We start from the raw sequence: 26389 nt of genomic DNA, 5'->3' as shown, positions 1-26389 counted from the left end.
AAGCCGCTTTCGAAGCCGCTTCGCCGTGTCAGTGGAGGCGCATTATAGGGAGTTCTCAGAGCCTGACAACCCCTAATTTGAAAAAACTTTCTGACCGCATTCTTTTTCACCAATGGCGCGCAGAAAGCCAGCGAATCCGGGATATTTGCTGCATAAATCACCGCAAAATCACCGCCGGTGGCATACTAGGGTAAGAAATACAGCTAAAGGAATTGCGTCATGTCTTTATCCACTCAACAACTCGCTGCCCAAAAAAACCTTTCTTATGTGCTGGCAGAGAAAATTGCCCAGCGAATTCTCAAGGGTGAATATGCGGCAGGCAGCATTCTTCCGGGCGAGATGGAACTGGGTGATCTCTTTGGCGTCAGCCGGACTGCCGTTCGTGAAGCCGTCAAGACGCTAGCCGCTAAAGGCATGCTGTTGCCTCGCCCAAGGATTGGCACTCGCGTCATGCCCCGCAGCCACTGGAACTTCCTTGATAAAGAACTGATAGCCTGGTGGATGACCAAAGATAACTTCAGCCATGTAGTAGAAGAGTTTTTGATTATGCGTAATAGCCTGGAGCCACAGGCCTGCGCATTAGCCGCTATTAATAGTAATGAGCAGCAGCGAACCAGGCTTACTCAACTGATGGCGCAAATGACAGAACTGCAGACGGCCTTTGACCGTCAGCGGTGGATTGAAGTGGATATGGCCTACCACGAACTCATCTATGAAATGAGTGGTAACCCTTTCATGACATCTTTCGCGAACTTATTCAGATCGATTTATTACAATTACTTCACCGCGATTACCGATAACGAAGTCATTAAGCTCGATTTGCATCAGGCGATTGTGGATGCCATTGCTAAGGGAGAGGGACAGGCCGCTTTTAACGCCTGCCTGGCGCTATTAAAGGAACCCGTCACTCATCGGTAGTCTAAAGCGCACATAACCTTCAGGATAATAATGACGAAAACAGCACGCAGCATGGCCGGCCTGCCTTGGATAGCCGCAATGGCTTTCTTTATGCAGGCTTTGGATGCCACCATCCTTAACACCGCGCTACCGGCAATAGCCCATAGCCTGAATCGCTCCCCGCTGGCCATGCAGGCTGCCATTATTAGCTACACCTTAACCGTCGCCATGCTTATCCCGGTAAGCGGTTGGTTAGCGGACCGCTTCGGCACACGCCGCGTATTTATGCTGGCCGTTAGCCTGTTCACTCTCGGCTCTTTTGCCTGCGCCATGTCTGGGTCTTTAACCGAGCTGGTCATCTTTCGCGTGATTCAGGGAATTGGCGGCGCGATGATGATGCCGGTTGCCCGTCTGGCATTACTTCGGGCTTACCCACGCAGCGAGCTGTTGCCTGTACTTAACTTTGTCACCATGCCCGGTCTGGTCGGCCCCATTATCGGCCCACTGCTCGGCGGCGTTCTGGTCACCTGGGCAAGCTGGCACTGGATATTTTTAATCAATATTCCGATTGGCATTCTGGGCCTGCTGTATGCCCGCAAGTACATGCCCAACTTCACCACGCCGAAGCGCGGGTTTGATATGAGCGGCTTCTTGCTATTTGGCGCGGGCCTGGTGCTGATATCCAGCGGGGTTGAGCTGTTTGGCGAGCGGATTGTCGCCAGCTATATAGGCATGTTAGTGATTCTGGGCGGGATTTTACTGCTGCTGACTTATGTCTGGCATGCCCGCCGCGTTCCAACGCCGCTTATTCCCCTGCCTCTCTTTAAGACGCGTACCTTCTCCGTTGGCATAGTCGGCAATATAGCCTCACGCCTCGGCACCGGTTGCGTACCTTTTTTAATGCCGCTTATGCTGCAGGTGGGGTTTGGCTATTCAGCATTATTGGCTGGCTGCATGATGGCACCTACGGCGGTCGGTTCGCTACTGGCTAAATCGACCGTCACGCAGGTGCTGCGCTGGCTGGGCTATCGTAAAACGCTGGTCGGGATCACTTTGGTCATCGGCCTGCTGATTGCCCAGTTCTCGCTGCAGTCACCGGGCATGGAAGTCTGGCTGCTGATCCTGCCCCTCTTTATATTAGGGATGGCAATGTCGACGCAGTTTACGGCCATGAACACCATCACCCTTGCGGACCTGACGGATGAAAACGCCAGCAGCGGCAACAGCGTGCTGGCCGTAACTCAGCAGCTTTCAATTAGCCTTGGGGTTGCCGTTAGTGCCGCGGTGCTTAGAGCATGGGAAGGCATAGACAGCGTCAATACCATCGAGCAATTCCACTACACCCTGTTGACGATGGGCGCGATAACGCTGGTCTCATCGGCGGTATTTTTGCTACTGCGCTCCAAAGACGGGCGCAACTTAATAAAAGAACGTCACAAACCTTAAACGGAGCTTCGCTCCACCAGCTCTGGCGTCAGCAGTAGCCGTTGCTGCGCCAGGTCTGGTTGCCCCATCCGGTGGATCAGCACATCCACGGCCAATTCGCCTAGCTCATCTTTGGGCTGGTGAATCGTCGTCAGCGGCGGCGTCATGTAGCGTGCAAGCTCAATATCATCGTAGCCAATCACCGCCATATCCTGCGGAATGCTAAGACCAGCCTGATATAAAGCATGGTAGGCCCCAACGGCCATAGCGTCATTCCCCATGAATACAGCGTCCGGCCTGTCCGCCAGGGTAAGCAGTTCGCTCATGGCGCTAAACCCGCCCTGAAACTCGAAGTCGCCAATAATTTCATAGCCCGGATGAATAGCCAGTCCGGCCTGAGCCATAGCTTTGCGGTAGCCTTCAAGGCGCAGTCTGGCAGGCGTTTTGTCCTGCGGCCCGGCGATGCAGGCAATACGGGTATAGCCATTGTCGATCAGGTGCTGTGTCGCCATTTCTCCGCCGAGCAGCGAGTTATCCTGAATCACATCGCTCTGCCCCTCAAACGGAGCCCAGTCCATCATTACTGTCGGGATAGTCGGGTAGCGGTTGATGATTTCAGGCGAAGGCTGATGCGTTTCGGTGCACAACAACAGTAATCCATCGACGCGCTTTTGCAGCAGCGTTTCCAGATTTCGGTTCATGCGGTGCTCATCGCCTTCGGTGTTACACAGCACCAGGCTGTAGCCGCGCTCAAAGCAGCTGCGCTCCACGCCTCGAACCAGCTCGGAATAGAAGGGGTTGCTACTCGCGGTGATCAGCATACCGATGGTATGCGTTTGATTCAGCTTGAGGCTGCGAGCCAACGCAGAAGGCGCATAGTTCAGCGTTTTTACCGCGGCCTCAACCTTCTGACGAATGGCATCGCTAACAAAGCGATCGTTATTAATGACGTGGGAAACGGTAGAAGTAGAAACGCCCGCCAGGCGGGCGACGTCTTTCATGGTAGCCATGGCTTACCTCTGCTGCTGCAGGAACTCATCTATTTCCTTGCGCCACGGCACGGAAGGCTGAGCGCCTTTTCGCGTCACGGCAATTGCGGCGGCAGCGTGAGCAAATCGCACGGCATCTTCCATCGGCTTATCTTCCAGCAATGCAGTCACCAGCGCACCGTTAAAAGTGTCGCCAGCGGCAATAGTATCGACAGCTTTTACCTTAAAGCCCGGCACTCGTTTGCCGTGACCTTTTTCGCTTAGCCATACGCCACGGCTACCTAGCGTGATAATCACCGTGTCGATACCTTTACCGTGCAGCACTTCTGCAGCTTTGGCGGCATCTGCATCGTTCTCAACGCGTACGCCGGTCAGCTTTTCTGCTTCCGTTTCGTTCGGAGTGATCATATCTAACAGAGACAGAAGCTCATCAGAGAGCTCACAGGCCGGGGCCGGATTCAGAATCACTTTGGTCTGGTGCTGATGGGCAATTTTCGCTGCAGCCAGAACGCTCTCAAGCGGGGATTCCAGCTGCATTAATAACGCCGAAGCATCAGCAATTTTCTGCTGTTGCGCTGCCACCAGTTCGGGAGTCAAAGCGGCATTCGCGCCGGCGTGAATGCCGATCACGTTTTCACCTGCGCCGTTGACAAAAATCAGTGCCACGCCGGTCGCTTCATCTTTAATGGTACTGATTGGCGAAGTATCAATATTATCACTGGCAAGCTGCTTACAAACGCGGCCACCGGTATCGTCATCGCCCACACAGGCAATAAACGCAATGTCTGCTCCACTGCGCCCTGCCGCAACGGCCTGGTTCGCACCTTTACCGCCGAACGCCACCTGATACCCCTGCCCGGTGACGGTTTCACCCGGCGTTGGGAAATGTTCGAGGTTGAGGATATGGTCAGCATTGATGCTGCCAAGAACGACGAGTTTGCCTGTGCTTTTCATATCTTAATATCCAGTTTGAGTGCGCTGCTCATGCCTGAGCGGCGCGTTGCCCTGCTTTTCTTTAATTCTTATTTGGTGATCAGTTTCAAATCAACCGGGATTTTCGCATCCACTTTCTCGCCTTTCAGCACTTTATCAGCGGTTTCCACACCGATAACGCCGATCTGGTCAGCCATCTGAGCCACTGTCGCGCCCAGTTTGCCGCCTTCAACCGCTTTCACGCCGTCAGCCGTACCATCGAAACCGACGACCAGCACATCAGATTTACCCGCGGTTTGCAGCGCACGCAGGGCACCCAGTGCCATTTCGTCGTTCTGAGCAAAAACAGCCTGAACGTTAGGGTGTGCAGTCAGCAGGTTCTGCATAACGTTCAGACCTTTAGTACGATCGAAGTCAGCTGGCTGGCTGGCCAGCACGTCAAATTTATGTGCCGCAACAGCCTGTTTGAAACCTTCACCACGTTCACGGGCTGCGGAAGCACCAGCAATACCCTGCAGTTCAATGACTTTCGCGCCGTCGCCCAGTTTCTTAGCGATGTAATCACCGGCCATTTTGCCGCCAGCAACGTTATCAGAAGCAATGTGGCTCACCACGGTCCCCTGGTTTGCCATACGGTCGAGAGTGATCACCGGGATTTTAGCCTGGTTTGCCATCTTAACGGCATTGCCCACCGCGTCGGAATCCGTTGGGTTAATCAGCATTAATTTGGTGCCGCGAACCGTTAAGTCCTGCACGTTGGCCAGCTCTTTTGCCGGGTTGTTTTGTGAATCCAGCACCACCAGGTTGTAGCCCAGCTTGTCGGCTTCTTTCTGCGCGCCATCTTTCAGCGACACGAAGAACGGGTTATTCAGGGTAGACACTACCAGCGCGATGGTGTCTTTTGCCATGGCGTTTGCGCTTACGGTGGCGCTCAGGGCGACAGCGGAAACCAGGGTAGCCAGTTTTTTCATGTTCATAGTCAGATGTCCTGTAGGGTTATGGTTTTACTGCTTTTTATTGTCCACCAGCACCGCCAGCAAAATTACCACCGCTTTGACGATCATCTGGTAATAAGAAGAAACACCTAATAAATTCAGACCGTTGTTCAGGAAGCCGAGGATCAATGCCCCGATCAGCGTGCCGACAATCCGGCCTTTGCCGCCCGCCAGGCTGGTACCGCCCAGCACAACCGCCGCAATAGCATCCAGTTCATATCCCGCACCCGCCGTTGGCTGCGCAGAGGAAAGACGTGCTACTTCGATGATCCCGGCCAGCGACGCCAGCAGACCACACAGAGAGTAGACGATGATTTTCACTTTGTTGACGCTAATGCCTGACAGGCGCGTTGCCGCTTCGTTGCCGCCGAGCGCATAGATGTAACGCCCCAGGCGAGTATGGTGCAACATGTACCACGCGGCCAGGAAGACAATCGCCATGATCCAGACCGGCGTTGGGATCCCCAGCGGGCGGCCAATACCGAACCAGCCAAACAGATCAGCATTGTCCGAGAAGCCGGTATTCATCGGGCTGCCGTTGGTGTAAACCAGCGTCACCCCGCGCAGCAGCAGCATCATCACCAGGGTGGCAATAAAGGCCTGAACCCGCCCTTTCGCTACAATCACACCCGTTACGGCACCAATGGCAGCCCCAAGAGCCAGCGCAGCGGCAACGGCCACCAGCGCATTGACCTCAAAGCCCACAATCGAGGCCGCCACCGCCCCGGTCAACGCCAGAAGAGAACCGACGGACAGGTCGATCCCGGAGGTCAGAATGACCAGCGTCATCCCCACCGCCATAATGGCGTTCACCGACGTTTGCTGCAGGATGTTGAACAGGTTATTCACGGTAAAGAAGTTCGGGCTCAGGGCCGAGACAATCGCAATCAGCACCAGCAGAGCGATCAGCGATTTTTGCTCCATCAGCCACGCTTTGGTGAACCAGCGACGGGTGGACACGGTCTGGGTACTCATTTATCTAACTCCTGATTCACTCGATTAAGCTTACCAACGGCCGCGGCCATCAGCGCCTCCTGGGTGGCTTCTTCACGGGAGAACTCCCCGCTCAGTCGCCCTTCGTGAATAACCATAATGCGGTCGCTCATGCCCAGCACTTCCGGCATCTCGGACGACACAAGGATGATGCTCAACCCTTCGGCTTTAAACTGGTTAATTAACTGATAAATTTCTTTTTTCGCCCCAACGTCGACGCCACGAGTTGGCTCGTCGAGGATCAGCACTTTCGGACGGGTCATCAGGCCACGCGCGATGGCAACTTTCTGTTGGTTACCGCCGGACAGCAGGCCAATTGGCTGTTCCATGGAAGGCGTTTTAACGTTGAACAGGCGAATAAAATCCTGCACCGCCTGCTGCTCATCTTTATGTTTCAGGCTGCCAGCCCCGCGACTGAAATAACGCAGCGCGGTCAACGACATGTTCTCCTTCACCGACATCCCCAGAACCAGCCCATCACGCTTGCGGTCTTCAGAGATATAAACGATGCCATTAGCCAACCCATCCTGCGGAGAACGAGTCACTACTTCACGGCCATCCAGCGCCACATAGCCACCGCTTCTCGGCAGCGCGCCATAAAGCACTTTCATCAATTCGGTACGCCCGGCACCCATCAGCCCGGCAACGCCGAGGATTTCGCCTTTACGCAGCGTGAAAGAAACCGCCTTCACGCCGGGGCCAGATAAGTTATCGACCCGCAGGCGAATATCGCCGGGCTGTTTGTCCAGATGCGGATACTGATCTTCCAGCTTGCGGCCAACCATCATTTCGATCAGGGTATCTTCGGTAAGCGTGGAGACTTCGCGCTCGGCAATAAACTGCCCGTCACGCAGCACTGTCACGTCGTCGCACACCTCAAAAATCTCTTTCATGCGGTGGGAGATATAAACGATGCCGCAGCCCTGAGCCTTCAGCTCACGGATAACGCGGAACAGCGACTCGGTTTCCGTGTCGGTCAGCGCATCGGTCGGTTCATCCATGATGATGACTTTGGACTCAAAGCTCAGCACCTTGGCAATCTCAACCATTTGCTGATCGCCAATCGACAGCTCGCCCACCAGACGCTCGCTGGTGTAGCGTAAATTCAGCTTCGCCAGCAGCTTGTCGGCTTCACGGTACATCTTCTTCCAGTCAATGTTGCCAAAATGCCCGACAAACTCGCGGCCAAGGAAGATGTTCTCCGCAATGCTGAGCTGCGGGATCAGGTTGAGTTCCTGGTGGATAATCCCGATACCGGCTTCCTGAGACGCTTTTGGCCCGCTAAAGGCAGTTTCTTTTCCCAGCCACAGCAGCGAACCGGCATCTTTGGTGTAGATCCCGGTCAGGACTTTCATCATCGTGGATTTGCCGGCGCCGTTCTCACCCACCAGCGCCATTGCGCGGCCCGGGTAAACGTTCAACGCCGCGCCAGACAGGGCTTTCACCCCTGGGAACGATTTATCGATCCCTTTAAGTTGCAGTAAGGGTTCCATGCTGACCTCCTCAGAAGGTTACGCCGGCACAGAGAATGATATTCGCATACGGGGAACACTCCCCGCTGCGAATAACCGCATGTGCATCCGCGGTGTGCTGCTTGAACTGCTCATGGCTGATGTAACGAATAGTTATGGTGTTTCCCTGGTGTTTTTGCAGTTGCTCAATATGGCTGAGCAACGTTTCGTGAAGCGCGGGATTATATTGTTTGATTTCAGAAGCAATGATTGCCGCCTCAACCTGCATTTCCTGCGTTACCACATCCACGACCTGCATAAAGCCCGGAACGCCGTGAGTTAATGCCAAATCAATGCGCTGGGTATGGCGCGGAATTGGCAGCCCGGCATCGGCAATCACCAGTGAATCGGTGTGCCCCAGACGGGAGATAACGGCCGAAATATCAGCGTTAAGAACGGTACCTTTCTTCATTTTCCTGCTCCACTAGCGAAACGTTTCGCTGATAATGAGTGTAGGAAAAGAGGTGGCGGTTAAACAACCACCAGGTTAAAGAAGTGTGATCAACATCGAAACGTTTCGCTAATAAATGCAAAACGGTACCTGAGTACCGTTTTTTTAGTCTTTGCGCCCTCTTCTTGTGGGAGAGGGTCGGGGTGAGGGCATCAGGCCAGTAAAGACTGGCTGACTTAAATCTCGACCTGGGTGCCCAGCTCGATAACCCTGTTCGGCGGGATCTCAAACTGGTCAGGCGCGCGCAGGGCATTTCGCTGCAGGGCGAGGAACAGCTTGCCGCGCAGGCGGAGATACCACGGACGTTTGCCGATAATCAGCGACTCATGCGACATGAAGAACGAGGTTTCCATCATCCGACAGCTTAGGCCTTCCAAACCACAGCGGTGGAAAATCTCTTCCACGTTCGGCGTTTCACGCCAGCCGTAGCTGGCCACCACGCGCCAGAAGGTGGGTGACAGCTGCTCAATAGAAACGCGTTTAACGTTGTGAACGTATGGGGCATCTTCGGTGCGCAGCGTCAGCAATACGACTCGCTCATGCAGCACTTTGTTGTGCTTCAGGTTATGCAGCATAGCAAACGGGATCACGTTCAACGCGCGAGACATATAAACCGCGGTGCCCGGCACGCGAACCGGCGGAGACTTCTCAAGGGACGCAATCATCGCTTCCAGCGAGTTACCGTGCTCGTGCATACGGCGCAGCAGGCGGAAACGCTCGCTCTTCCACGTCGTCATGATGGTAAACATGACAAGCCCCAGCGTGAGCGGCAGCCAGCCGCCAGAGACGATTTTCTCGAGGTTAGCAGAGAACAGCGGCACGTCGATAAACAGGAAGCCTACGCACATCAGGAGCACGGCAATTTTATTCCAGTGCCAGTTTTTGCGCGCGACGGTGCAGCAGAGAATCGAGGTCAGCACCATCGTGCCGGTTACTGCGATCCCGTATGCCGCCGCCAGGTTACTTGAATGTTCGAAGCTAACGATGACGATCACCACGGCGATATACAGAATCCAGTTAATCGCCGGAATGTAAATCTGCCCGGACTCCATTTCCGAGGTATGGATGATACGCATTGGCGAGAGATAACCCAGGCGAACCGCCTGACGAGTCAGCGAGAATACGCCGGAAATCACGGCCTGAGAGGCAATAACCGTTGCCAGCGTCGCCAGAACCAGGAGCGGGATCAGCGCCCAGTCAGGAGCCAGCAGGAAGAACGGGTTTTTAATCGCTTCCGGGTTCTTTAATAGCAGCGCGCCCTGGCCAAAATAGTTCAGAACTAATGAAGGCAGAACCGCGATAAACCATGCGATGCGAATCGGGAGCTTACCAAAGTGCCCCATATCGGCATATAGCGCTTCAACCCCGGTTATAGCCAGCACAACAGCGCCGAGAGCAACGAACGACACGGCTTTGTACTGCACGAAGAAATTCACCGCCCAGGCCGGGTTAAGCGCCTGCAGAACTTCCGGGTTGCCGATGATACTGCGCGCGCCCAGAACAGCGAGCGTCAGGAACCACAGCAGCATCACCGGAGCAAACAGCTTGCCCACCATCCCGGTGCCGTGCTTCTGAATCATAAACAGCAGCGTCAGAACAATAATAGAAAGGGGAACAATGTACTGATCGAGCTGCGGCGCGGCTATCTCAAGACCCTCTATGGCCGACATCACCGATATCGCCGGTGTGATAACCACCTCGCCGTAGAAGAAGCTGCCGCCAATCAACCCCATGATCACCAGTACAGAGGTCATTCGCGCCGTCGTATTACGCCCGGCAAGCGACATTAGCGTTAAGATCCCGCCTTCCCCGGCGTTATCCGCCCGCATCACGAAGGTGAGATATTTGATGGAGACGACCAGTACCAACAGCCAAAAAATTAACGACAAAAAGCCAAACACGGCGTCGCGTTCAACGCCAAACCCAAACTGCCCGGACAGACATTCACGAAGGGTATAAAGCGGGCTGGTACCTATATCACCGTACACAACCCCGATAGCAGCCAGCGTAACGGCCGGCAACGATTGTTTATTATCAGCGCTCATAGACTAATCTTTTGTTGGAATCCCGAAAACGTGTGCTTAGTCCCTTGGCCCACAAAACGGCGCACAGTATGCACGATAATTGTGTAAATCGTACTCCTAAATGCATTTGACTTATCTCAGCTCAAACGTTGCATGCGGCATAATCAGCACATTAACTGGCTAAAAATAAACGCTATACTCGCGTTTCTCCACAGGGTTAACCGCGTAAGGATGCAAAGCTAATTATGGCTCAATCACATTTGCTGGCTGAAAGAATTTCTCGTCTCAGCCAGGCGCTGGAAAAGGGACTTTTTGAACGTCAGCACGCCGTTCGTCTCTGTTTGCTGGCGGCGCTGAGCGGCGAAAGCGTCTTTTTACTTGGTCCGCCAGGCATTGCAAAAAGCCTGATCGCCCGCCGCCTGAAATTCGCCTTTCGCGAAGCGCGCGCCTTTGAATATCTAATGACTCGCTTCTCAACGCCAGAAGAAGTTTTTGGCCCGCTTTCTATTCAGGCGCTGAAAGATGAAGGCCGCTATGAGCGCCTGACCGCCGGCTACCTGCCGGAAGCCGAAATCGTGTTTCTGGATGAGATCTGGAAAGCCGGCCCGGCAATTCTAAACACCCTGCTGACCGCCATTAATGAACGCCGCTTCCGCAATGGCGCCAGCGAAGACAAAATCCCCATGCGCCTGCTGGTGGCCGCCTCCAACGAATTGCCCGAAGCGGACAGTAGCCTGGAAGCGCTGTATGACCGGATGCTAATCCGCCTGTGGCTCGACAAAGTACAGGACAAAGCGAATTTCCGCTCAATGCTCATCAGCCAGCACGACGAAAACTTTAATCCGGTCACCGAAAACCTGCAGGTTACCGATGAAGAATATTTCACCTGGCAGCAGCAAATTGGCGGCGTCGCGCTGCCGGACGACGTTTTTGAACTGATCTTCACCCTGAGGCAGCTGCTTGAGGCCACGCCGGGGGCACCTTATGTATCCGATCGCCGCTGGAAAAAAGCCATTCGTCTGCTGCAGGCCAGCGCCTTCTTTAACGGCCGCGATGCCGTGGCGCCTATCGATCTTATCCTGCTCAAAGACTGTCTGTGGCACGACACGGCAACCATGAATTTGATGCAGCAGCAGATTGAAGTATTGATGACCGGCCACGCGTGGCAGCAGCAGGCCATTCTGAGCAAGCTCAGCGGTATCGTCCAGCGCCGCCTCCAGCTTCAGCAGCAAAGCAGCGATCGGGACGCTTTCACCGTGCTCAAGCAGACCGGTATGTTCAGCCGCAAGCCGCAATACCAGCTCCCGGATGAGATAACCGGCGAAACGCTAACGCTTTTACTGCAAAAGCCGCTGAAACTGCACGATATCGAAGTGATTCATATCACCCTGGCGCGTGAGGCGCTGGCGCAGTGGCTTAATAAAGGAGGCGAGATCCGCGGCAAGTTGAACGGCATTGGTTTTGCGCAGTTGCTTAACCTTGAAGTGGACAACAGCCTGCACCTGACCATTCGCGATGTTAGCCTTCAGGCCACACGGCTGGCGCTGCCGGGCCACCAGCAACAGGGCGTACCGGATGAGATCAAAAAGCAGTTTGACGATCTCGACGCCGCGTTACACCAGCAGCACGAGCGCTTTAACGATCAGCAAAAATGCCTGTTTATTGAAAGCGACTGGCTGGGAAAAATTGAAGCCAGCCTGCAGGACGTTGCGGCACAGCTGAAACAGGCCCGGCAATGATAAGCGTTGAAACGCTGGATATGATCCTGACTATTGGTGAAGGCGAACTGATAGAAGAGATCATTATTACCCTGCTGGCTGCCCCGCAGCTGGCGGTGTTTTTCGAAAAATTCCCGCGTTTGAAAAAAGCAGTTAGTGAAGACTTACCTCGCTGGCGAGACCAGCTCAAAGGCCGACTGAAGGACGGACACGTCCCGGATGAGCTGGCGCAGGAAGTCCTTTGCTACCAGCAGAGTCAGTTACTCACCACCGGGCAGCTCATCATGCGGCTGCCGGAAATTATTCAGCTGCTGCATAAGCTCGGCTCGCCGTTCTATGAACAGGCCAAAACGCTGGTGGCTGATAACCCGCACTTCACCCCGGCGCAGCATACGCTGTTTCTGCAGCGCTGGCGGTTGAGCCTAGTTGTACAGGCCACGTCGCTTAACCAGCAGCTGTTAGAAGACGAGCGCGACAAGCTGCTGGCGGAGATTCAGGAGCGGCTGGCACTTAGCGGGCAACTGGACCCCGCACTTGCCGAAAACGATAAAGCAGCGGGCAAGCTGTGGGACATGAGCGGCGGCGCGCTCAAGCGCGGGGACTATCAGCTGATTGTGCAATACGGCGAGTTTCTCACCGGCCAGCCCGAGCTGATGCAGCTTGCCGAACAGCTGGGCCGCTCCCGCGAGGCAAAATCGGTCCCGCGGAAAGATTCCCCCACGGAGCCCTGGCGTATGCTGGTTCGGGAACCTGCCACCGTGCCCGAACAGGTTGACGGCCTACAGCGCAGCGACGATATCCTGCGCCTGCTGCCGCCCGAACTGGCAACCCTGGGGATTACCGAACTGGAATTTGAGTTCTACCGCCGCCTGGTGGAGAAGCAACTGCTCACTTACCGTCTGCACGGTGACGCATGGCGTGAAAAAATCATCGAACGCCCGGTCGCCCATCAGGATTTTGACGAACAACCTCGCGGGCCATTTATTGTCTGCGTGGACACTTCCGGCTCCATGGGCGGATTCAACGAGCAATGCGCAAAGGCTTTTTGCCTGGCGCTGATGCGCATTGCCCTCGCCGACAACCGGCGCTGCTTTATTATGCTGTTTTCCAGCGAAGTGGTGCGCTATGAGGTCAGCGGGCGGGACGGCATCGATCAGGCGATCCGTTTTTTAAGCCAGCACTTCAGCGGCGGGACGGATCTTGCCAGCTGTTTCCGCTCGATCCTGGAAAAAATGCAAACCGGAGACTGGCACGATGCCGATGCGGTGGTGATCTCAGACTTTATCGCCCAGCGGCTGCCGGATGATGTCGTCAGCAGCGTGAAGGCGCTGCAGCGGCAGTATCAGAACCGCTTTCACGCGGTCGCCATGTCGGGGCATGGAAAACCCGGCATCATGCGCATCTTTGACCATATCTGGCGCTTTGACACCGGGATGAGAAGCCGCCTGCTGCGTCGCTGGCGGCGCTAAGACTCACAGCAGGTCGCTAACCTTAGCCTGCACTTCTGGCGACCAGATGCCGCACTGAACCTGGCCAATATGCGGCAGCTGAAGCAGCAGCATCGTCAGGCGGGACTGGCCAATGCCGCCGCCGATGGTTTGCGGCATTTCACCTTTCACCAGCGACTGGTGCCATTCGAGCTGGAGCCTGTCTTCATCTCCGGTGATCGCCAGTTGGCGCTTCAGGGTGTCCGCATCCACGCGGATCCCCATAGAAGAAAGCTCCAGCGCATCTTCCAGCACCGGGTTCCAGACCAGGATATCGCCGTTCAGCCCCGGTAAACCTGCTTCCCCGCCGGTTGACCAGTCATCATAATCCGGGGCGCGGACGTCGTGACGTTTCCCGTCCGACAGCTTGCCCCCGATACCGATTAAGAAGACCGCGCCAAGTTCTTTAGCGATAGCCCGCTCGCGGCCTTTTGCGTCCAGACCAGGGAAGCGCTGCAATAACGTTTCGCTGTGAACAAAATGGATTTTCTCCGGCAGCAAGGCGGCCAGGCCAAACCGCTCACTCACTTCAGCCTCGGTAGACTTAATTGCCGCCCAGATGCTCTCTACGGTTTGTTTTAGCGTGCCGGTGTGGCGTTCGCCGTCACCCATCACGCGTTCCCAGTCCCACTGATCGACATAGACCGAGTGAATCGGGGATAAACGGTCTTCATCGGGGCGAAGAGCTTTCATGTGCGTGTAAAGCCCTTCGCCCGCGCTGAAGTCGTGCTGGCCGAGCGTTTTTCTTTTCCATTTGGCCAGCGAATGCACCACTTCAAACTGCGCCTGCGGCAAGGTTTTCACCTTCACCTGCACTGCTTTCTCGCTGCCAGAAAGGTTGTCCTGTGTGCCATCCCCTACGCGGCTGAGGATCGGCGCCTGTACTTCTATCAGGCCCAGCTTCTCTTCCAGCTGACGGGAAAAATGGGTTTTCACAAAACTGATCTGACGTTGTTTAGCAATCCAGGCGGTTTTCATGGCTTTTCTCTTTGTTGTGGTGTTTCTGTCATCGATTAAGCAACAGAAACGTCACCGTATTCAATAATCAACAATAAAAAAGGCCAGCCTCTTTTTAATCAACGAATTTAGGGCTATAAAAAATGGAAAATCGGCATTTATCATAGGAAAAAGTGATGGATAATTATCAGATCGACAATCTCGATCGCGGCATACTCGAAGCATTAATGGCCAATGCCCGCACCGCATATGCAGAACTGGCCAAACAGTTTGGCGTCAGCCCGGGCACCATTCACGTCCGCGTCGAAAAGATGAAGCAGGCGGGGATCATTACCGGGGCGCGTATCGACATCAGCCCGAAGCAGCTCGGCTACGATGTCTGCTGCTTTATTGGCATCATTCTGAAAAGCGCCAAAGATTATCCCTCCGCTCTGACCAAGCTGGAAAACCTGGATGAGGTGACCGAGGCTTACTACACCACCGGCCACTACAGCATCTTTATTAAGGTGATGTGCCGATCCATTGATGCCCTCCAGCAGGTACTTATCAACAAGATCCAAACAATCGATGAAATTCAGTCCACTGAAACGCTGATCTCGCTGCAGAACCCGATCATGCGCACTATCCGGCCCTGATCGTTAATTTTAATACCCATATTATCCACAGGTAGATCCCCGCTCTTTCACAGCGTACAATACGCGACGATTTGAAAAGGCGGGACACAATGGCTGATATCACTCTGATTAGCGGCAGTACTCTGGGTAGTGCCGAATATGTAGCAGAACATCTGGCAGAGAAGCTTGAAGAAGCGGGACACGGCACTGAAATGCTGCATGGCCCTCTTTTAGAAGATCTTAAAGCCAGCGGTATCTGGCTGGTGGTCTCTTCCACACATGGTGCTGGCGATCTGCCGGACAACCTGCAGCCTTTCTATGACGCTATAAATGAACAGCGCCCGGATCTGAGCGACGTAAGCTATGGCGCGATCGGGATCGGCAGCCGTGAATACGACACGTTTTGCGGTGCTATAGAGAAGATCGATCTGCTTTTGACCGAATGTGGTGCAACCCGCATAGGATCCTTGCTCAAAATTAACATCCTCGATCACGACATTCCTGAGGATCCAGCCGAAATTTGGGTTGGTTCCTGGATTAATTTACTCCCTGAAGTGTAAAGATTGCGCGATCAGATGTGGATAACTCTGGTTAAAAGCTTGGATTAACCCGTAGTTATCCCAATAACAACCGCTGTTCACTTTTTGAGTTGTGCATAAACCTCAATTCTGATCCCAGCTTATACGGTCTGGGATCACCGGTAGTACACAGCAAACGATCCTTTCCAGGTTGTTGATCCTAAAATGGATAAATGGCTTATCCACAGAGGTGGTCGATCCTAATAAGAGATCACAATAAAGAGATCTTTAAATAAAAAAGATCTTCTTTTAATAACCGAAGATCCCGATGCTTTCTCGAAAGACTAAAGTTGAGTAGAATCCCCAGCCCGGGAAGTCACAAACCCTCATTCGCGAAACCGAGGCAGTTACCATGTTTTATCCAGATCCTTTTGACGTCATTATCATCGGCGGGGGTCATGCAGGCACAGAGGCGGCAATGGCCGCAGCTCGTATGGGTCAGCAGACCCTGCTTCTGACACACAATATCGACACGCTGGGACAGATGTCCTGTAACCCGGCTATTGGCGGTATTGGCAAGGGACATTTGGTTAAGGAAGTGGATGCTCTCGGTGGCCTGATGGCTACCGCGATCGATCATGCAGGTATTCAGTTTAGAATACTAAACGCCAGCAAAGGCCCGGCAGTCCGCGCCACTCGCGCTCAGGCAGACCGTGTGCTTTACCGGCAGGCCGTGCGCACCGCGCTGGAGAACCAGCCAAACCTGATGATTTTCCAGCAGGCGGTTGAAGATCTTATCGTTGAGAACGATCGTGTCGTCGGTGCGGTCACCCAGATGGGGCTTAAATTCCGCGCGAAAGCGGTTGTGCTGACGGTAGGCACCTTCCTGGATGGTAAGATCCACATCGGGCTGGATAACTACAGCGGCGGCCGTGCAGGCGATCCTCCGTCGATCCCGCTCTCACGTCGCTTACGTGAACTGCCTTTGCGCGTCAGTCGCCTGAAAACCGGGACACCTCCGCGCATTGACGCCCGCACCATTGATTTCAGCGTACTTGCTCCGCAGCACGGAGATAACCCGATGCCGGTCTTCTCCTTCATGGGGAACGTGAACCAGCACCCGGAGCAGGTACCTTGCTACATCACGCATACCAATGAGCAAACTCACGAGGTCATTCGTAATAACCTCGACCGCAGTCCAATGTATGCAGGGATTATCGAAGGCATTGGTCCTCGTTACTGCCCGTCTATCGAAGACAAAGTGATGCGTTTTGCCGATCGCAACGCGCACCAAATCTTCCTGGAGCCTGAAGGGCTGACCAGCAACGAAATTTACCCGAACGGGATCTCCACCAGCCTGCCGTTTGACGTTCAGATGCAAATCGTTCGTTCGATGAAGGGAATGGAGAATGCGAAGATCGTTCGCCCAGGCTACGCGATTGAGTATGACTTTTTCGATCCGCGCGATCTGAAACCAACGCTGGAAAGCAAGTTTATCCAGGGGCTATTCTTTGCTGGTCAGATCAACGGCACCACCGGTTACGAAGAGGCCGCTGCTCAGGGCCTGCTTGCCGGTCTCAATGCCGCACGCTTCTCTGCCGAGAAAGAGGGTTGGGCACCGCGTCGCGATCAGGCTTACCTTGGCGTGCTGGTTGATGACCTGTGCACTCTGGGGACCAAAGAACCGTACCGTATGTTTACTTCCAGGGCTGAATATCGCCTGATGCTGCGTGAAGACAACGCCGATCTGCGTCTCACCGAAGCCGGTCGTGAGCTGGGTCTGGTCGATGATGCTCGCTGGGCTCGTTTCAACGATAAGCTGGAAATGATCGAACGTGAGCGCCAGCGCCTGAAAGATATCTGGCTGCACCCGAACTCTGAGCAGGTAGCAGAGGTGAACGCGCAGCTCAGTGCCCCGCTTTCCAAAGAAGCTAACGGCGAAGATCTGCTGCGTCGCCCAGAAATGACCTACGCTGCGATGACCCAGCTGTCGACCTTTGCGCCAGGACTTCAAGATCCTCAGGCTGCCGAACAGGTCGAGATCCAGGTTAAATACGAAGGCTACATCGCGCGCCAGCAGGATGAGATTGAAAAACAGCAGCGCAATGAGAATACTGTGTTGCCAGCCACGCTCGACTATAGTCAGGTGAGCGGGCTGTCTAACGAAGTGATCGCCAAACTTAACGATCACAAACCGGTTTCCATTGGACAGGCATCGCGCATCTCGGGTATTACCCCTGCGGCAATCTCTATTTTGCTTGTCTGGCTTAAAAAACAAGGGCTGCTGCGACGCAGCGCTTAAAAACAGACGACAACAGGCCAGGCAATCCTGGCCTCTTTTTTTGATGGGTTTATGACGTGCTGACTAAATTATCTCGCCTGCTGAAAGAAGCGGGCATCACTCTCCCTGAAAATCAGCAGCAGCAACTGGTGGGCTATGTTTCGCTGCTCGACAAATGGAACAAGGCCTATAACCTCACTTCGGTGCGTAATCCTGATGAAATGCTGGTGCGGCATATTCTGGATAGCATTGTGGTCGAACCGCATTTGCAGGGCAGCCGGTTTATCGACGTTGGCACGGGCCCTGGTCTGCCTGGGATACCGCTGGCAATCGTGCGCCCTGATTCGCATTTCACCCTGTTGGACAGCCTCGGCAAGCGTGTGCGATTCCTGCGTCAGGTCCAGCACGAGCTGAAGCTGGAAAACATTACTCCGGTACAAAGTCGCGTGGAGGATTTTCCGGCGGAACCTCCGTTTGACGGCGTTATCAGCCGGGCTTTTGCCTCGCTAAGCGACATGGTGAACTGGTGTCACCATCTGCCTGCTGCGCACGGGAAGTTCTATGCGCTGAAAGGGGTGCGTCCGGATGAAGAAATTACCCAACTGCCTGCCGGATTCACCGTTGAAAATATCGTCAAACTCAACGTGCCGAGCCTGGAAGGGGAGAGGCATTTGGTGCTGATTAAGGCAAACAAAACTTAATATTTATCAAAAAACGACGCGATAGAGATGTTTCACTGAGGTTGAAAAAAGACGGGGCGATCGATGTAATGGTTGGTTACATTTAACCAATCTTTAACTCGGATTTATCCTGTTTTTAACTTAAAAGTGATTAATTACCAGGGTAATAATTTTATTCGAAAATATCATCCGGCTAAAATTATGCCGAAAAACGGCCTTTGTCGGATGTTAAAAGTTTAACTGGAATGTCAATGAAAGGTTTTTATGATGTTTCAGCTTGTTTTAAACAGAGTGCACATTAATCAGCTTAATTATCAGTCATCTGTAATTAGTGCTTTCTTAAGCGGCAAAATAATGTCTGCCGATAAGATGTTTAATTTGTGATCGTGTGCACGCTTTGCTGTCAGGGATTTCGGCTTATTTGCACTTTTTGAGGAAGCCGATGCGATTCACCAAAAGTCAGAAAACGGCTCTGCGGAAAATTAATTAAACATTTGTTCACCTTTTCGCTACTTATTGTTTGAAATCACTGGGCCGCACCGTATAATTTGCTCGCTTTTTGAGGCTTGACTCAGCGTCGCAAAGACAGTTTTATACGACACGCGACATACCTCATAGGTAGCAGGAGTTAGGAAACGTCATGTCTGTGTCGCTCTTGAGTAAGAATGTAGCCCGCAAGCTTCTGTTCATCCAACTTCTGGCTGTGGTAGCAATTGGACTGCTGTTTTGCCTTAAAGCTCCTTCTTGGGGCGCTTCCGCTCTCGGTGGAGGCCTGGCGGTTTGGTTGCCAAACGCGCTGTTTATGATTTTTGCCTGGCGTCATCAGGCGCATACACCCGCAAAAGGCCGAGTGGCCTGGACATTCGCTTTCGGCGAAGTGCTAAAGGTGATTGCGACCTTCATCATTTTAGTGGTGGCGCTGGCGTACTTTAAGGCGGTGGTATTGCCGCTAATAGTGACGTGGGTTTCGGTGCTGGTTGTGCAGATACTCGCACCAGCTGTAATTAACAACAAAGGGTAAGAGGCATCATGTCTGCAGGAGAAATCTCTACACCGCAGGAGTATATAGGTCACCACCTGAATAACCTTCAGTTGGACCTGCGTACTTTCTCGCTGGTGGATCCGCATAACCCCCCGGCTACCTTCTGGACGCTCAACATCGACTCCATGTTCTTCTCAGTATTTCTGGGGCTGGTGTTCTTGGTGTTGTTCCGTAAAGTGGCGAAAACCGCAACCAGCGGCGTCCCGGGTAAATTTCAGACTTTTATCGAGCTGATTATTGGCTTTGTGCATGGCAGCGTGAAAGACATGTACCATGGCAAAAGCAAGGTTATCGCTCCACTCGCCCTGACGATTTTCGTCTGGGTCTTCCTGATGAACTTGATGGATCTGTTGCCTATCGATCTGCTGCCGCTTATCGGCGAGCACTTCTTAGGCCTGCCAGCCCTGCGCGTGGTGCCGTCTGCGGACGTGAATATCACCCTGTCTATGGCGCTAGGCGTGTTTATCCTCATTCTGTTCTACAGCATCAAAATGAAAGGCATTGGCGGCTTCACGAAAGAGCTGACGCTGCAGCCGTTCAATCACTGGGCATTTATTCCTGTCAACTTAATCCTTGAAGGGGTAAGCCTGCTGTCCAAACCTGTATCACTGGGTCTGCGACTGTTCGGCAACATGTATGCCGGTGAGCTGATTTTCATTCTGATTGCAGGTCTGTTGCCGTGGTGGTCACAGTGGATTCTGAATGTGCCGTGGGCCATTTTCCACATCCTGATTATTACGCTGCAAGCCTTCATCTTCATGGTTCTGACGATCGTCTATCTGTCGATGGCGTCTGAAGAACATTAATTTACTTACCACTACTGCGTTTAACTGAAACAAACTTGGAGACTGTCATGGAAAACCTGAATATGGATCTGCTGTACATGGCTGCCGCTGTGATGATGGGTCTGGCGGCAATCGGTGCTGCGATCGGTATCGGCATCCTCGGGGGCAAATTCCTGGAAGGCGCTGCACGCCAACCAGATCTGATTCCACTGCTGCGTACTCAGTTCTTTATCGTTATGGGTCTGGTGGATGCAATCCCAATGATCGCTGTTGGTCTGGGTCTGTACGTGATGTTCGCCGTCGCCTAGTGAGCGATGTTTGAGTCATCTAGTAATATCAGAACGTTAACTAACAAAGAGGCATTGTGCTGTGAACATTAACGCAACAATCCTCGGCCAGGCCATCGCGTTTGTCCTGTTTGTTCTGTTCTGCATGAAGTACGTATGGCCGCCATTAATGGCAGCCATCGAGAAGCGTCAGAAAGAAATTGCTGACGGTCTTGCTTCTGCAGAACGTGCTCAAAAGGACCTTGACCTTGCACAGGCCAACGCGACCGACCAGCTGAAAAAAGCCAAAGCGGAAGCTCAGGTGATCATTGAGCAGGCGAACAAACGCCGTGCCCAGATCCTTGATGAAGCGAAAACTGAGGCAGAGCAGGAACGTAACAAAATCGTTGGGCAGGCTCAGGCAGAAATCGACGCTGAGCGTAAACGCGCTCGTGAAGAGCTGCGTAAGCAGGTCGCTCTGCTGGCAATTGCCGGTGCCGAGAAGATAATCGAACGTTCCGTAGATGAAGCTGCTAACAGCGACATCGTCGATAAACTGGTCGCTGAACTGTAAGGAGGGAGGGGCTGATGTCTGAATTTGTTACTGTAGCTCGCCCCTACGCCAAAGCAGCTTTTGACTTTGCCGTCGAAAACCAGAGCGTAGACCGCTGGCAGAACATGCTGGCGTTTGCTGCCGAGGTAACGAAAAACGAACAAATGGAAGAGCTTCTTTCCGGTGCCCTGGCACCAGAAACGCTCGCAGATTCGTTCATCGCCATTTGCGGCGAGCAGCTGGACGCCAACGGCCAGAACCTGATTAAGGTGATGGCTGATAACGGCCGTTTAAAAGCGCTCCCGGATGTTCTTGAGCAGTTCGCGCATTTACGCGCGCTGAGTGAAGCGATTGCAGAGGTTCAGGTAACCTCCGCGGCTGAACTTAGCCATGAACAGCTTGCAAACATTACGTCCGCAATGGAAAAACGTCTGTCACGCAAAGTTAAGCTGAATTGCAAAATCGATAAGTCTGTTATGGCGGGCGTTATCATCCAGTCGGGTGATATGGTCATTGACGGTAGCGTACGCGGCCGTCTTGAACGCCTTGCAGACGTCTTGCAGTCTTAAGGGGACTGGAGCATGCAACTGAATTCCACCGAAATCAGCGAACTGATCAAGCAGCGCATTGCTCAGTTCAATGTTGTGAGCGAAGCTCATAACGAAGGTACAATTGTTTCTGTAAGTGACGGTATTATCCGCGTTCACGGCCTGGCCGATTGTATGCAGGGTGAGATGATTTCCCTGCCGGGTAACCGTTACGCTATCGCACTGAACCTGGAGCGCGACTCCGTAGGTGCTGTAGTGATGGGCCCATACGCTGACCTCGCCGAAGGCATGAAGGTTAAGTGTACTGGCCGTATTCTGGAAGTTCCGGTTGGCCGTGGCCTGTTGGGCCGCGTGGTGAACACCCTGGGTGCACCAATCGACGGTAAAGGTCCGGTTGATAACGATGGCTTCTCGCCAATCGAAGTTATCGCGCCAGGCGTAATCGAACGTCAGTCCGTCGACCAGCCGGTGCAGACCGGTTATAAATCCGTCGATGCGATGATTCCAATCGGCCGTGGCCAGCGTGAGCTGATCATCGGTGACCGTCAGACCGGTAAAACCGCGATGGCAATCGATGCCATCATCAACCAGCGTGACTCCGGTATTAAATGTGTGTACGTGGCTATCGGCCAGAAAGCGTCCACCATTTCTAACGTGGTTCGTAAACTGGAAGAGCACGGCGCACTGTCCAACACCATCGTTGTTGTGGCAACTGCTTCTGAATCCGCTGCACTGCAATACCTGGCACCATATGCTGGTTGCGCAATGGGCGAATACTTCCGTGACCGCGGTGAAGATGCGCTGATCGTATACGATGACCTGTCTAAACAGGCTGTTGCTTATCGTCAGGTTTCCCTGCTGCTTCGTCGTCCACCAGGTCGTGAAGCGTTCCCGGGCGACGTGTTCTACCTCCACTCCCGTCTGCTGGAGCGCGCATCCCGCGTTAACGCGGAATACGTGGAAGCTTTCACCAAAGGTGAAGTTAAAGGTAAAACCGGCTCCCTGACCGCTCTGCCGATCATCGAAACCCAGGCGGGTGACGTTTCTGCGTTCGTTCCAACCAACGTAATTTCGATTACCGATGGTCAGATCTTCCTGGAAACCAACCTGTTTAACTCCGGTATTCGTCCGGCAGTTAACCCAGGTATTTCGGTATCTCGTGTTGGTGGTGCTGCTCAGACCAAGATCATCAAGAAACTGTCCGGTGGTATTCGTACCGCGCTGGCACAGTATCGTGAACTGGCTGCGTTCTCTCAGTTCGCATCCGATCTGGATGAAGCCACCCGTAAACAGCTGAGCCACGGTCAGAAAGTGACCGAGCTGCTGAAACAGAAACAGTATGCCCCAATGTCTGTTGCACAACAGGGTCTGGTGCTGTTCGCGGCTGAACGCGGTTACCTCGAAGACGTGGAACTGGCGAAAATCGGTAGCTTCGAAGCCGCTCTGCTGGCTTACGCTGACCGTGATCACGCTCCGCTGATGCAAGAAATTAACCAGACCGGTGGCTATAACGACGAGATCGAAGGCAAGCTGAAAGGCATCCTCGACTCCTTTAAAGCAACCCAGTCCTGGTAACGTCTGGCGGCTTGCTCTAGGGCAAGCCGCAAGGCATTGAGGAGAAGCTCATGGCCGGCGCAAAAGAGATACGTAGTAAGATCGCAAGCGTCCAGAACACGCAGAAGATCACCAAAGCGATGGAGATGGTCGCCGCTTCCAAAATGCGTAAATCGCAGGATCGCATGGCGGCCAGCCGTCCTTATGCAGATACCATGCGCAAAGTGATTGGTCACCTTGCGAACGGTAATCTGGAATATAAGCACCCATACCTGGAAGAACGCGACGTTAAGCGCGTGGGCTACCTGGTGGTGTCGACCGATCGTGGTTTGTGCGGCGGTTTGAACATTAACTTGTTCAAAAAAGTGCTGGCGGATATGAAAGAGTGGTCCGATAAGGGCGTTCAGAGCGAACTCGCGATGATCGGCTCTAAAGGCGTTTCTTTCTTCAACTCCGTTGGCGGCAACGTGGTTGCTCAGGTTACCGGCATGGGAGATACCCCTTCCCTGTCTGAACTGATCGGCCCGGTGAAAGTGATGCTGCAAGCCTACGACGAAGGTCGTCTGGACAAGCTGTACGTTGTCAGCAACAAATTTGTTAACACCATGTCTCAGGTTCCGACCATCACTCAGCTGCTGCCGTTACCGGCATCAGAAGATGAGGATCTGAAGCGTAAATCCTGGGACTACCTGTACGAACCGGACCCGAAAGCGCTGCTGGACACCCTGCTGCGTCGTTATGTTGAGTCTCAGGTTTATCAGGGCGTCGTAGAAAACCTGGCCAGCGAGCAGGCCGCACGTATGGTGGCGATGAAAGCCGCAACCGATAACGGCGGCAGCCTGATTAAAGAGCTGCGGTTGGTATACAACAAAGCTCGTCAGGCCAGCATTACTCAGGAACTTACCGAAATCGTCGGTGGTGCGTCCGCGGTTTAAACCAGGTTTATTACCCTAAATAGTTCGGTTTGCAGAAAGACGCCAACTGAGCAAATCCTCAAGAGCTTACTTCAGTAAGTGACGGAGGTGAGGGAAGGCAGTCAACGCATCTGCAAATTGAAATATGACGGGTAAACGAATTACGTAGAGGATTCAAGATGGCTACTGGAAAGATTGTCCAGGTAATCGGCGCCGTGGTGGACGTCGAGTTCCCTCAGGACGGCGTACCGCGCGTTTATGACGCGCTTGAGGTACAGAACAACAATGAGAAGCTGGTGCTGGAAGTTCAGCAGCAGCTCGGCGGCGGTATCGTGCGTACCATCGCAATGGGTTCCTCCGACGGTCTGCGTCGCGGTCTGCAAGTCAATGACCTCGAGCACCCGATCGAAGTCCCGGTAGGTAAAGCGACCCTGGGCCGTATCATGAACGTGCTGGGTCAGCCAATCGACATGAAAGGCGACATCGGCGAAGAAGACCGTTGGGCTATTCACCGTGCAGCACCTTCCTACGAAGAGCTGTCCAGCTCTCAGGAACTGCTGGAAACCGGCATCAAAGTTATCGACCTGATTTGTCCGTTCGCTAAGGGCGGTAAAGTTGGTCTGTTCGGTGGTGCGGGCGTAGGTAAAACCGTAAACATGATGGAGCTGATCCGTAACATCGCGATCGAGCACTCCGGTTATTCCGTGTTTGCGGGCGTGGGTGAACGTACTCGTGAGGGTAACGACTTCTACCACGAAATGACCGACTCCAACGTTCTGGATAAAGTAGCACTGGTTTACGGCCAGATGAACGAGCCACCAGGTAACCGTCTGCGCGTAGCGCTGACCGGTCTGACCATCGCGGAAAAATTCCGTGACGAAGGCCGCGACGTTCTGCTGTTCGTTGATAACATCTACCGTTATACCCTGGCCGGTACAGAAGTATCTGCACTGCTGGGTCGTATGCCTTCTGCGGTAGGTTATCAGCCAACTCTGGCAGAAGAGATGGGTGTTCTTCAGGAGCGTATTACCTCCACCAAGACCGGTTCTATCACCTCCGTACAGGCCGTTTACGTTCCTGCGGATGACTTGACTGACCCGTCTCCGGCGACCACCTTTGCGCACCTGGACTCAACCGTTACGCTGAGCCGTCAGATCGCATCTCTGGGTATTTACCCGGCAGTTGACCCGCTGGACTCCACCAGCCGCCAGCTGGATCCACTGGTTGTTGGTCAGGAGCACTACGATACCGCGCGTGGCGTTCAGTCTATCCTGCAGCGTTACCAGGAACTGAAAGACATCATCGCGATTCTGGGTATGGACGAACTGTCCGAAGAAGACAAACTGGTTGTAGCACGTGCGCGTAAGATCCAGCGCTTCCTGTCTCAGCCATTCTTCGTAGCAGAAGTCTTTACCGGTTCTCCAGGCAAATACGTTTCGCTGAAAGATACCATCCGTGGCTTTAAAGGCATCATGGACGGCGAATACGACCATCTGCCAGAGCAGGCGTTCTACATGGTTGGCTCCATCGACGAAGCCGTTGAGAAAGCGAAAAAACTTTAACGCCTAATCGGAGGGTGACATGGCTATGACTTACCACCTGGACGTCGTCAGCGCGGAGCAGCAAATGTTCTCCGGTCTGGTCGAAAAGATCCAGGTAACGGGTAGCGAAGGTGAGCTGGGTATCTACCCAGGTCACGCCCCGCTGCTCACCGCCATTAAGCCTGGTATGATTCGCATCGTTAAACAGCACGGACATGAAGAGTTTATCTACCTGTCCGGCGGTGTTCTGGAAGTGCAGCCGGGTAACGTAACCGTCCTGGCTGACACCGCAATTCGCGGTCAGGATCTCGACGAAGCGCGTGCCCTGGAAGCGAAACGCAAAGCTGAAGAGCACATGCACAGCTCCCATGGTGACGTGGATTACGCTCAGGCTTCTGCTGAACTGGCTAAAGCGATCGCCAAACTGCGCGTTATCGAGTTAACCAAAAAAGCGATGTAACTACCTGCTTGAAAAGACAAATGCCAGTCCGGGAAACCTGACTGGCATTTTTTATTTCTCAGCTTTATTCCATGCTCAAAATAACCATAAAACCAGCTAGATAGCGGTTTTCTCGGGGTGTTTAGCCCCTATTTCGGCCTTAATTCTCATGGATTCTGCCGCGATTACTGCTATAAAAGACGCAGATAATCTCAAGGCGGTGAAATTAGCAGCAACGTATTTTTTGGTGCAAAATATGTAGAATTTTCAAGGC

General features: G+C 53.5%; 25 protein-coding genes. 17 read left to right on the top strand and 8 right to left on the bottom strand.

What is annotated here, in order from left to right; translation table 11 throughout:
• Positions 1-219 precede the first annotated feature (219 nt).
• Positions 220-918 (top strand): FadR/GntR family transcriptional regulator, encoded by a 699-nt coding sequence (locus tag A936_RS11190; RefSeq protein WP_008457780.1) that lies wholly within the window; start codon positions 220-222, stop codon positions 916-918.
• A 30-nt stretch (positions 919-948) separates the two neighbouring features.
• Positions 949-2343: a multidrug transporter subunit MdtD gene (gene mdtD, locus A936_RS11185; RefSeq protein WP_008457779.1), complete on the top strand. Its 1395-nt coding sequence runs from the start codon at positions 949-951 to the stop codon at positions 2341-2343.
• Here the strand turns inward: mdtD and rbsR are convergent.
• The 7 genes from rbsR to kup form a co-directional block, all read right to left on the bottom strand.
• On the bottom strand, positions 2340-3332 hold the full coding sequence (gene rbsR, locus A936_RS11180; RefSeq protein ID WP_008457778.1) for a ribose operon transcriptional repressor RbsR: 993 nt from the start codon (positions 3330-3332) through the stop codon (positions 2340-2342). The two genes, mdtD and rbsR, sit on opposite strands and share 4 nt — an antisense overlap.
• Before the next feature lie 3 nt (positions 3333-3335).
• Positions 3336-4265, bottom strand: coding sequence for a ribokinase (rbsK, locus tag A936_RS11175; RefSeq protein ID WP_008457777.1), 930 nt, complete (start codon positions 4263-4265; stop codon positions 3336-3338).
• A gap of 68 nt (positions 4266-4333) precedes the next feature.
• Positions 4334-5221 (bottom strand): ribose ABC transporter substrate-binding protein RbsB, encoded by an 888-nt coding sequence (gene rbsB, locus A936_RS11170; protein WP_008457776.1) that lies wholly within the window; start codon positions 5219-5221, stop codon positions 4334-4336.
• Between the two features lie 27 nt (positions 5222-5248).
• Positions 5249-6214, bottom strand: coding sequence for a ribose ABC transporter permease (rbsC, locus tag A936_RS11165; RefSeq protein WP_008457775.1), 966 nt, complete (start codon positions 6212-6214; stop codon positions 5249-5251).
• Positions 6211-7725 carry a ribose ABC transporter ATP-binding protein RbsA gene (rbsA, locus tag A936_RS11160; RefSeq protein WP_008457774.1) on the bottom strand — a complete coding sequence of 505 codons (1515 nt, stop codon included), beginning with the start codon at positions 7723-7725 and terminating at the stop codon, positions 6211-6213. Before rbsA ends, rbsC begins: the two co-directional genes overlap by 4 nt.
• A gap of 10 nt (positions 7726-7735) precedes the next feature.
• Positions 7736-8155, bottom strand: coding sequence for a D-ribose pyranase (gene rbsD, locus A936_RS11155; protein ID WP_008457773.1), 420 nt, complete (start codon positions 8153-8155; stop codon positions 7736-7738).
• Positions 8156-8370: 215 nt separating this feature from the next.
• Positions 8371-10239, bottom strand: coding sequence for a low affinity potassium transporter Kup (kup, locus tag A936_RS11150; protein ID WP_008457772.1), 1869 nt, complete (start codon positions 10237-10239; stop codon positions 8371-8373).
• A gap of 224 nt (positions 10240-10463) precedes the next feature.
• On the opposite strand from kup, the gene ravA reads away from it, so the two are divergent.
• Together ravA and viaA are read left to right on the top strand one after the other, a co-directional pair.
• Positions 10464-11957, top strand: a complete 1494-nt coding sequence (gene ravA, locus A936_RS11145; RefSeq protein WP_008457770.1) for an ATPase RavA — start codon at positions 10464-10466, stop codon at positions 11955-11957.
• Positions 11954-13405: an ATPase RavA stimulator ViaA gene (gene viaA / locus A936_RS11140; protein WP_008457768.1), complete on the top strand. Its 1452-nt coding sequence runs from the start codon at positions 11954-11956 to the stop codon at positions 13403-13405. Before ravA ends, viaA begins: the two co-directional genes overlap by 4 nt.
• Positions 13406-13408: 3 nt before the next feature.
• On the opposite strand, the gene asnA is transcribed toward viaA, so the two are convergent.
• The gene (gene asnA, locus A936_RS11135) at positions 13409-14401 is read right to left on the bottom strand and encodes an aspartate--ammonia ligase (RefSeq protein WP_008457767.1); all 993 of its coding nucleotides are present in this window, start codon (positions 14399-14401) and stop codon (positions 13409-13411) included.
• Positions 14402-14556: 155 nt separating this feature from the next.
• Here asnA and asnC point away from each other — a divergent pair, with 155 nt between their 5' ends.
• From asnC to A936_RS11070, 13 genes are all read left to right on the top strand, one after another.
• The gene (gene asnC / locus A936_RS11130; RefSeq protein WP_008457765.1) at positions 14557-15015 is read left to right on the top strand and encodes a transcriptional regulator AsnC; all 459 of its coding nucleotides are present in this window, start codon (positions 14557-14559) and stop codon (positions 15013-15015) included.
• Positions 15016-15104: 89 nt separating this feature from the next.
• Positions 15105-15554, top strand: coding sequence for an FMN-binding protein MioC (gene mioC, locus A936_RS11125; protein ID WP_008457762.1), 450 nt, complete (start codon positions 15105-15107; stop codon positions 15552-15554).
• A gap of 370 nt (positions 15555-15924) precedes the next feature.
• Positions 15925-17814, top strand: a complete 1890-nt coding sequence (gene mnmG / locus A936_RS11120; protein WP_008457760.1) for a tRNA uridine-5-carboxymethylaminomethyl(34) synthesis enzyme MnmG — start codon at positions 15925-15927, stop codon at positions 17812-17814.
• A 56-nt stretch (positions 17815-17870) separates the two neighbouring features.
• On the top strand, positions 17871-18494 hold the full coding sequence (gene rsmG, locus A936_RS11115) for a 16S rRNA (guanine(527)-N(7))-methyltransferase RsmG (protein WP_008457757.1): 624 nt from the start codon (positions 17871-17873) through the stop codon (positions 18492-18494).
• A 619-nt stretch (positions 18495-19113) separates the two neighbouring features.
• Positions 19114-19494 carry a F0F1 ATP synthase subunit I gene (atpI, locus tag A936_RS11110; protein WP_008457755.1) on the top strand — a complete coding sequence of 127 codons (381 nt, stop codon included), beginning with the start codon at positions 19114-19116 and terminating at the stop codon, positions 19492-19494.
• An 8-nt stretch (positions 19495-19502) separates the two neighbouring features.
• On the top strand, positions 19503-20321 hold the full coding sequence (atpB, locus tag A936_RS11105) for a F0F1 ATP synthase subunit A (protein ID WP_008457754.1): 819 nt from the start codon (positions 19503-19505) through the stop codon (positions 20319-20321).
• Positions 20322-20368: 47 nt separating this feature from the next.
• Complete coding sequence (atpE, locus tag A936_RS11100; protein WP_000429386.1) at positions 20369-20608, top strand: F0F1 ATP synthase subunit C; 240 nt, start codon at positions 20369-20371, stop codon at positions 20606-20608.
• Between the two features lie 61 nt (positions 20609-20669).
• The gene (gene atpF / locus A936_RS11095; RefSeq protein WP_008457751.1) at positions 20670-21140 is read left to right on the top strand and encodes a F0F1 ATP synthase subunit B; all 471 of its coding nucleotides are present in this window, start codon (positions 20670-20672) and stop codon (positions 21138-21140) included.
• 14 nt (positions 21141-21154) lie between these two features.
• Positions 21155-21688, top strand: a complete 534-nt coding sequence (gene atpH / locus A936_RS11090) for a F0F1 ATP synthase subunit delta (protein WP_008457749.1) — start codon at positions 21155-21157, stop codon at positions 21686-21688.
• A gap of 12 nt (positions 21689-21700) precedes the next feature.
• Positions 21701-23242 carry a F0F1 ATP synthase subunit alpha gene (gene atpA, locus A936_RS11085; protein WP_008457747.1) on the top strand — a complete coding sequence of 514 codons (1542 nt, stop codon included), beginning with the start codon at positions 21701-21703 and terminating at the stop codon, positions 23240-23242.
• A 50-nt stretch (positions 23243-23292) separates the two neighbouring features.
• Complete coding sequence (gene atpG, locus A936_RS11080; protein WP_008457744.1) at positions 23293-24156, top strand: F0F1 ATP synthase subunit gamma; 864 nt, start codon at positions 23293-23295, stop codon at positions 24154-24156.
• A 158-nt stretch (positions 24157-24314) separates the two neighbouring features.
• Positions 24315-25697, top strand: coding sequence for a F0F1 ATP synthase subunit beta (atpD, locus tag A936_RS11075; protein WP_008457741.1), 1383 nt, complete (start codon positions 24315-24317; stop codon positions 25695-25697).
• Between the two features lie 19 nt (positions 25698-25716).
• The gene (locus A936_RS11070; RefSeq protein WP_008457739.1) at positions 25717-26136 is read left to right on the top strand and encodes a F0F1 ATP synthase subunit epsilon; all 420 of its coding nucleotides are present in this window, start codon (positions 25717-25719) and stop codon (positions 26134-26136) included.
• The last annotated feature ends 253 nt before the right edge of the window (positions 26137-26389 follow it).

This window comes from Enterobacter sp. Ag1 (assembly GCA_000277545.1).
Lineage (GTDB): Bacteria > Pseudomonadota > Gammaproteobacteria > Enterobacterales > Enterobacteriaceae > Cedecea.
This window is presented reverse-complemented; position numbering and strand designations above follow the sequence as displayed.

Bases quoted from the DNA above. Each gene is read 5' to 3' on its own strand.
- A936_RS11190 (WP_008457780.1), top strand. From the start codon at position 220: ATGTCTTTATCCACTCAACAACTCGCTGCCCAAAAAAACCTTTCTTAT.
- atpH (WP_008457749.1), top strand. From the start codon at position 21,155: ATGTCTGAATTTGTTACTGTAGCTCGCCCCTACGCCAAAGCAGCTTTT.
- rbsB (WP_008457776.1), bottom strand. From the start codon at position 5,221: ATGAACATGAAAAAACTGGCTACCCTGGTTTCCGCTGTCGCCCTGAGC.
- ravA (WP_008457770.1), top strand. From the start codon at position 10,464: ATGGCTCAATCACATTTGCTGGCTGAAAGAATTTCTCGTCTCAGCCAG.
- rbsK (WP_008457777.1), bottom strand. From the start codon at position 4,265: ATGAAAAGCACAGGCAAACTCGTCGTTCTTGGCAGCATCAATGCTGAC.
- A936_RS11070 (WP_008457739.1), top strand. From the start codon at position 25,717: ATGGCTATGACTTACCACCTGGACGTCGTCAGCGCGGAGCAGCAAATG.
- asnA (WP_008457767.1), bottom strand. From the start codon at position 14,401: ATGAAAACCGCCTGGATTGCTAAACAACGTCAGATCAGTTTTGTGAAA.
- atpI (WP_008457755.1), top strand. From the start codon at position 19,114: ATGTCTGTGTCGCTCTTGAGTAAGAATGTAGCCCGCAAGCTTCTGTTC.
- atpD (WP_008457741.1), top strand. From the start codon at position 24,315: ATGGCTACTGGAAAGATTGTCCAGGTAATCGGCGCCGTGGTGGACGTC.
- rbsD (WP_008457773.1), bottom strand. From the start codon at position 8,155: ATGAAGAAAGGTACCGTTCTTAACGCTGATATTTCGGCCGTTATCTCC.
- asnC (WP_008457765.1), top strand. From the start codon at position 14,557: ATGGATAATTATCAGATCGACAATCTCGATCGCGGCATACTCGAAGCA.
- atpE (WP_000429386.1), top strand. From the start codon at position 20,369: ATGGAAAACCTGAATATGGATCTGCTGTACATGGCTGCCGCTGTGATG.
- rbsC (WP_008457775.1), bottom strand. From the start codon at position 6,214: ATGAGTACCCAGACCGTGTCCACCCGTCGCTGGTTCACCAAAGCGTGG.
- mioC (WP_008457762.1), top strand. From the start codon at position 15,105: ATGGCTGATATCACTCTGATTAGCGGCAGTACTCTGGGTAGTGCCGAA.
- rbsR (WP_008457778.1), bottom strand. From the start codon at position 3,332: ATGGCTACCATGAAAGACGTCGCCCGCCTGGCGGGCGTTTCTACTTCT.
- rbsA (WP_008457774.1), bottom strand. From the start codon at position 7,725: ATGGAACCCTTACTGCAACTTAAAGGGATCGATAAATCGTTCCCAGGG.
- mdtD (WP_008457779.1), top strand. From the start codon at position 949: ATGACGAAAACAGCACGCAGCATGGCCGGCCTGCCTTGGATAGCCGCA.
- kup (WP_008457772.1), bottom strand. From the start codon at position 10,239: ATGAGCGCTGATAATAAACAATCGTTGCCGGCCGTTACGCTGGCTGCT.
- atpA (WP_008457747.1), top strand. From the start codon at position 21,701: ATGCAACTGAATTCCACCGAAATCAGCGAACTGATCAAGCAGCGCATT.
- atpG (WP_008457744.1), top strand. From the start codon at position 23,293: ATGGCCGGCGCAAAAGAGATACGTAGTAAGATCGCAAGCGTCCAGAAC.
- viaA (WP_008457768.1), top strand. From the start codon at position 11,954: ATGATAAGCGTTGAAACGCTGGATATGATCCTGACTATTGGTGAAGGC.
- atpB (WP_008457754.1), top strand. From the start codon at position 19,503: ATGTCTGCAGGAGAAATCTCTACACCGCAGGAGTATATAGGTCACCAC.
- mnmG (WP_008457760.1), top strand. From the start codon at position 15,925: ATGTTTTATCCAGATCCTTTTGACGTCATTATCATCGGCGGGGGTCAT.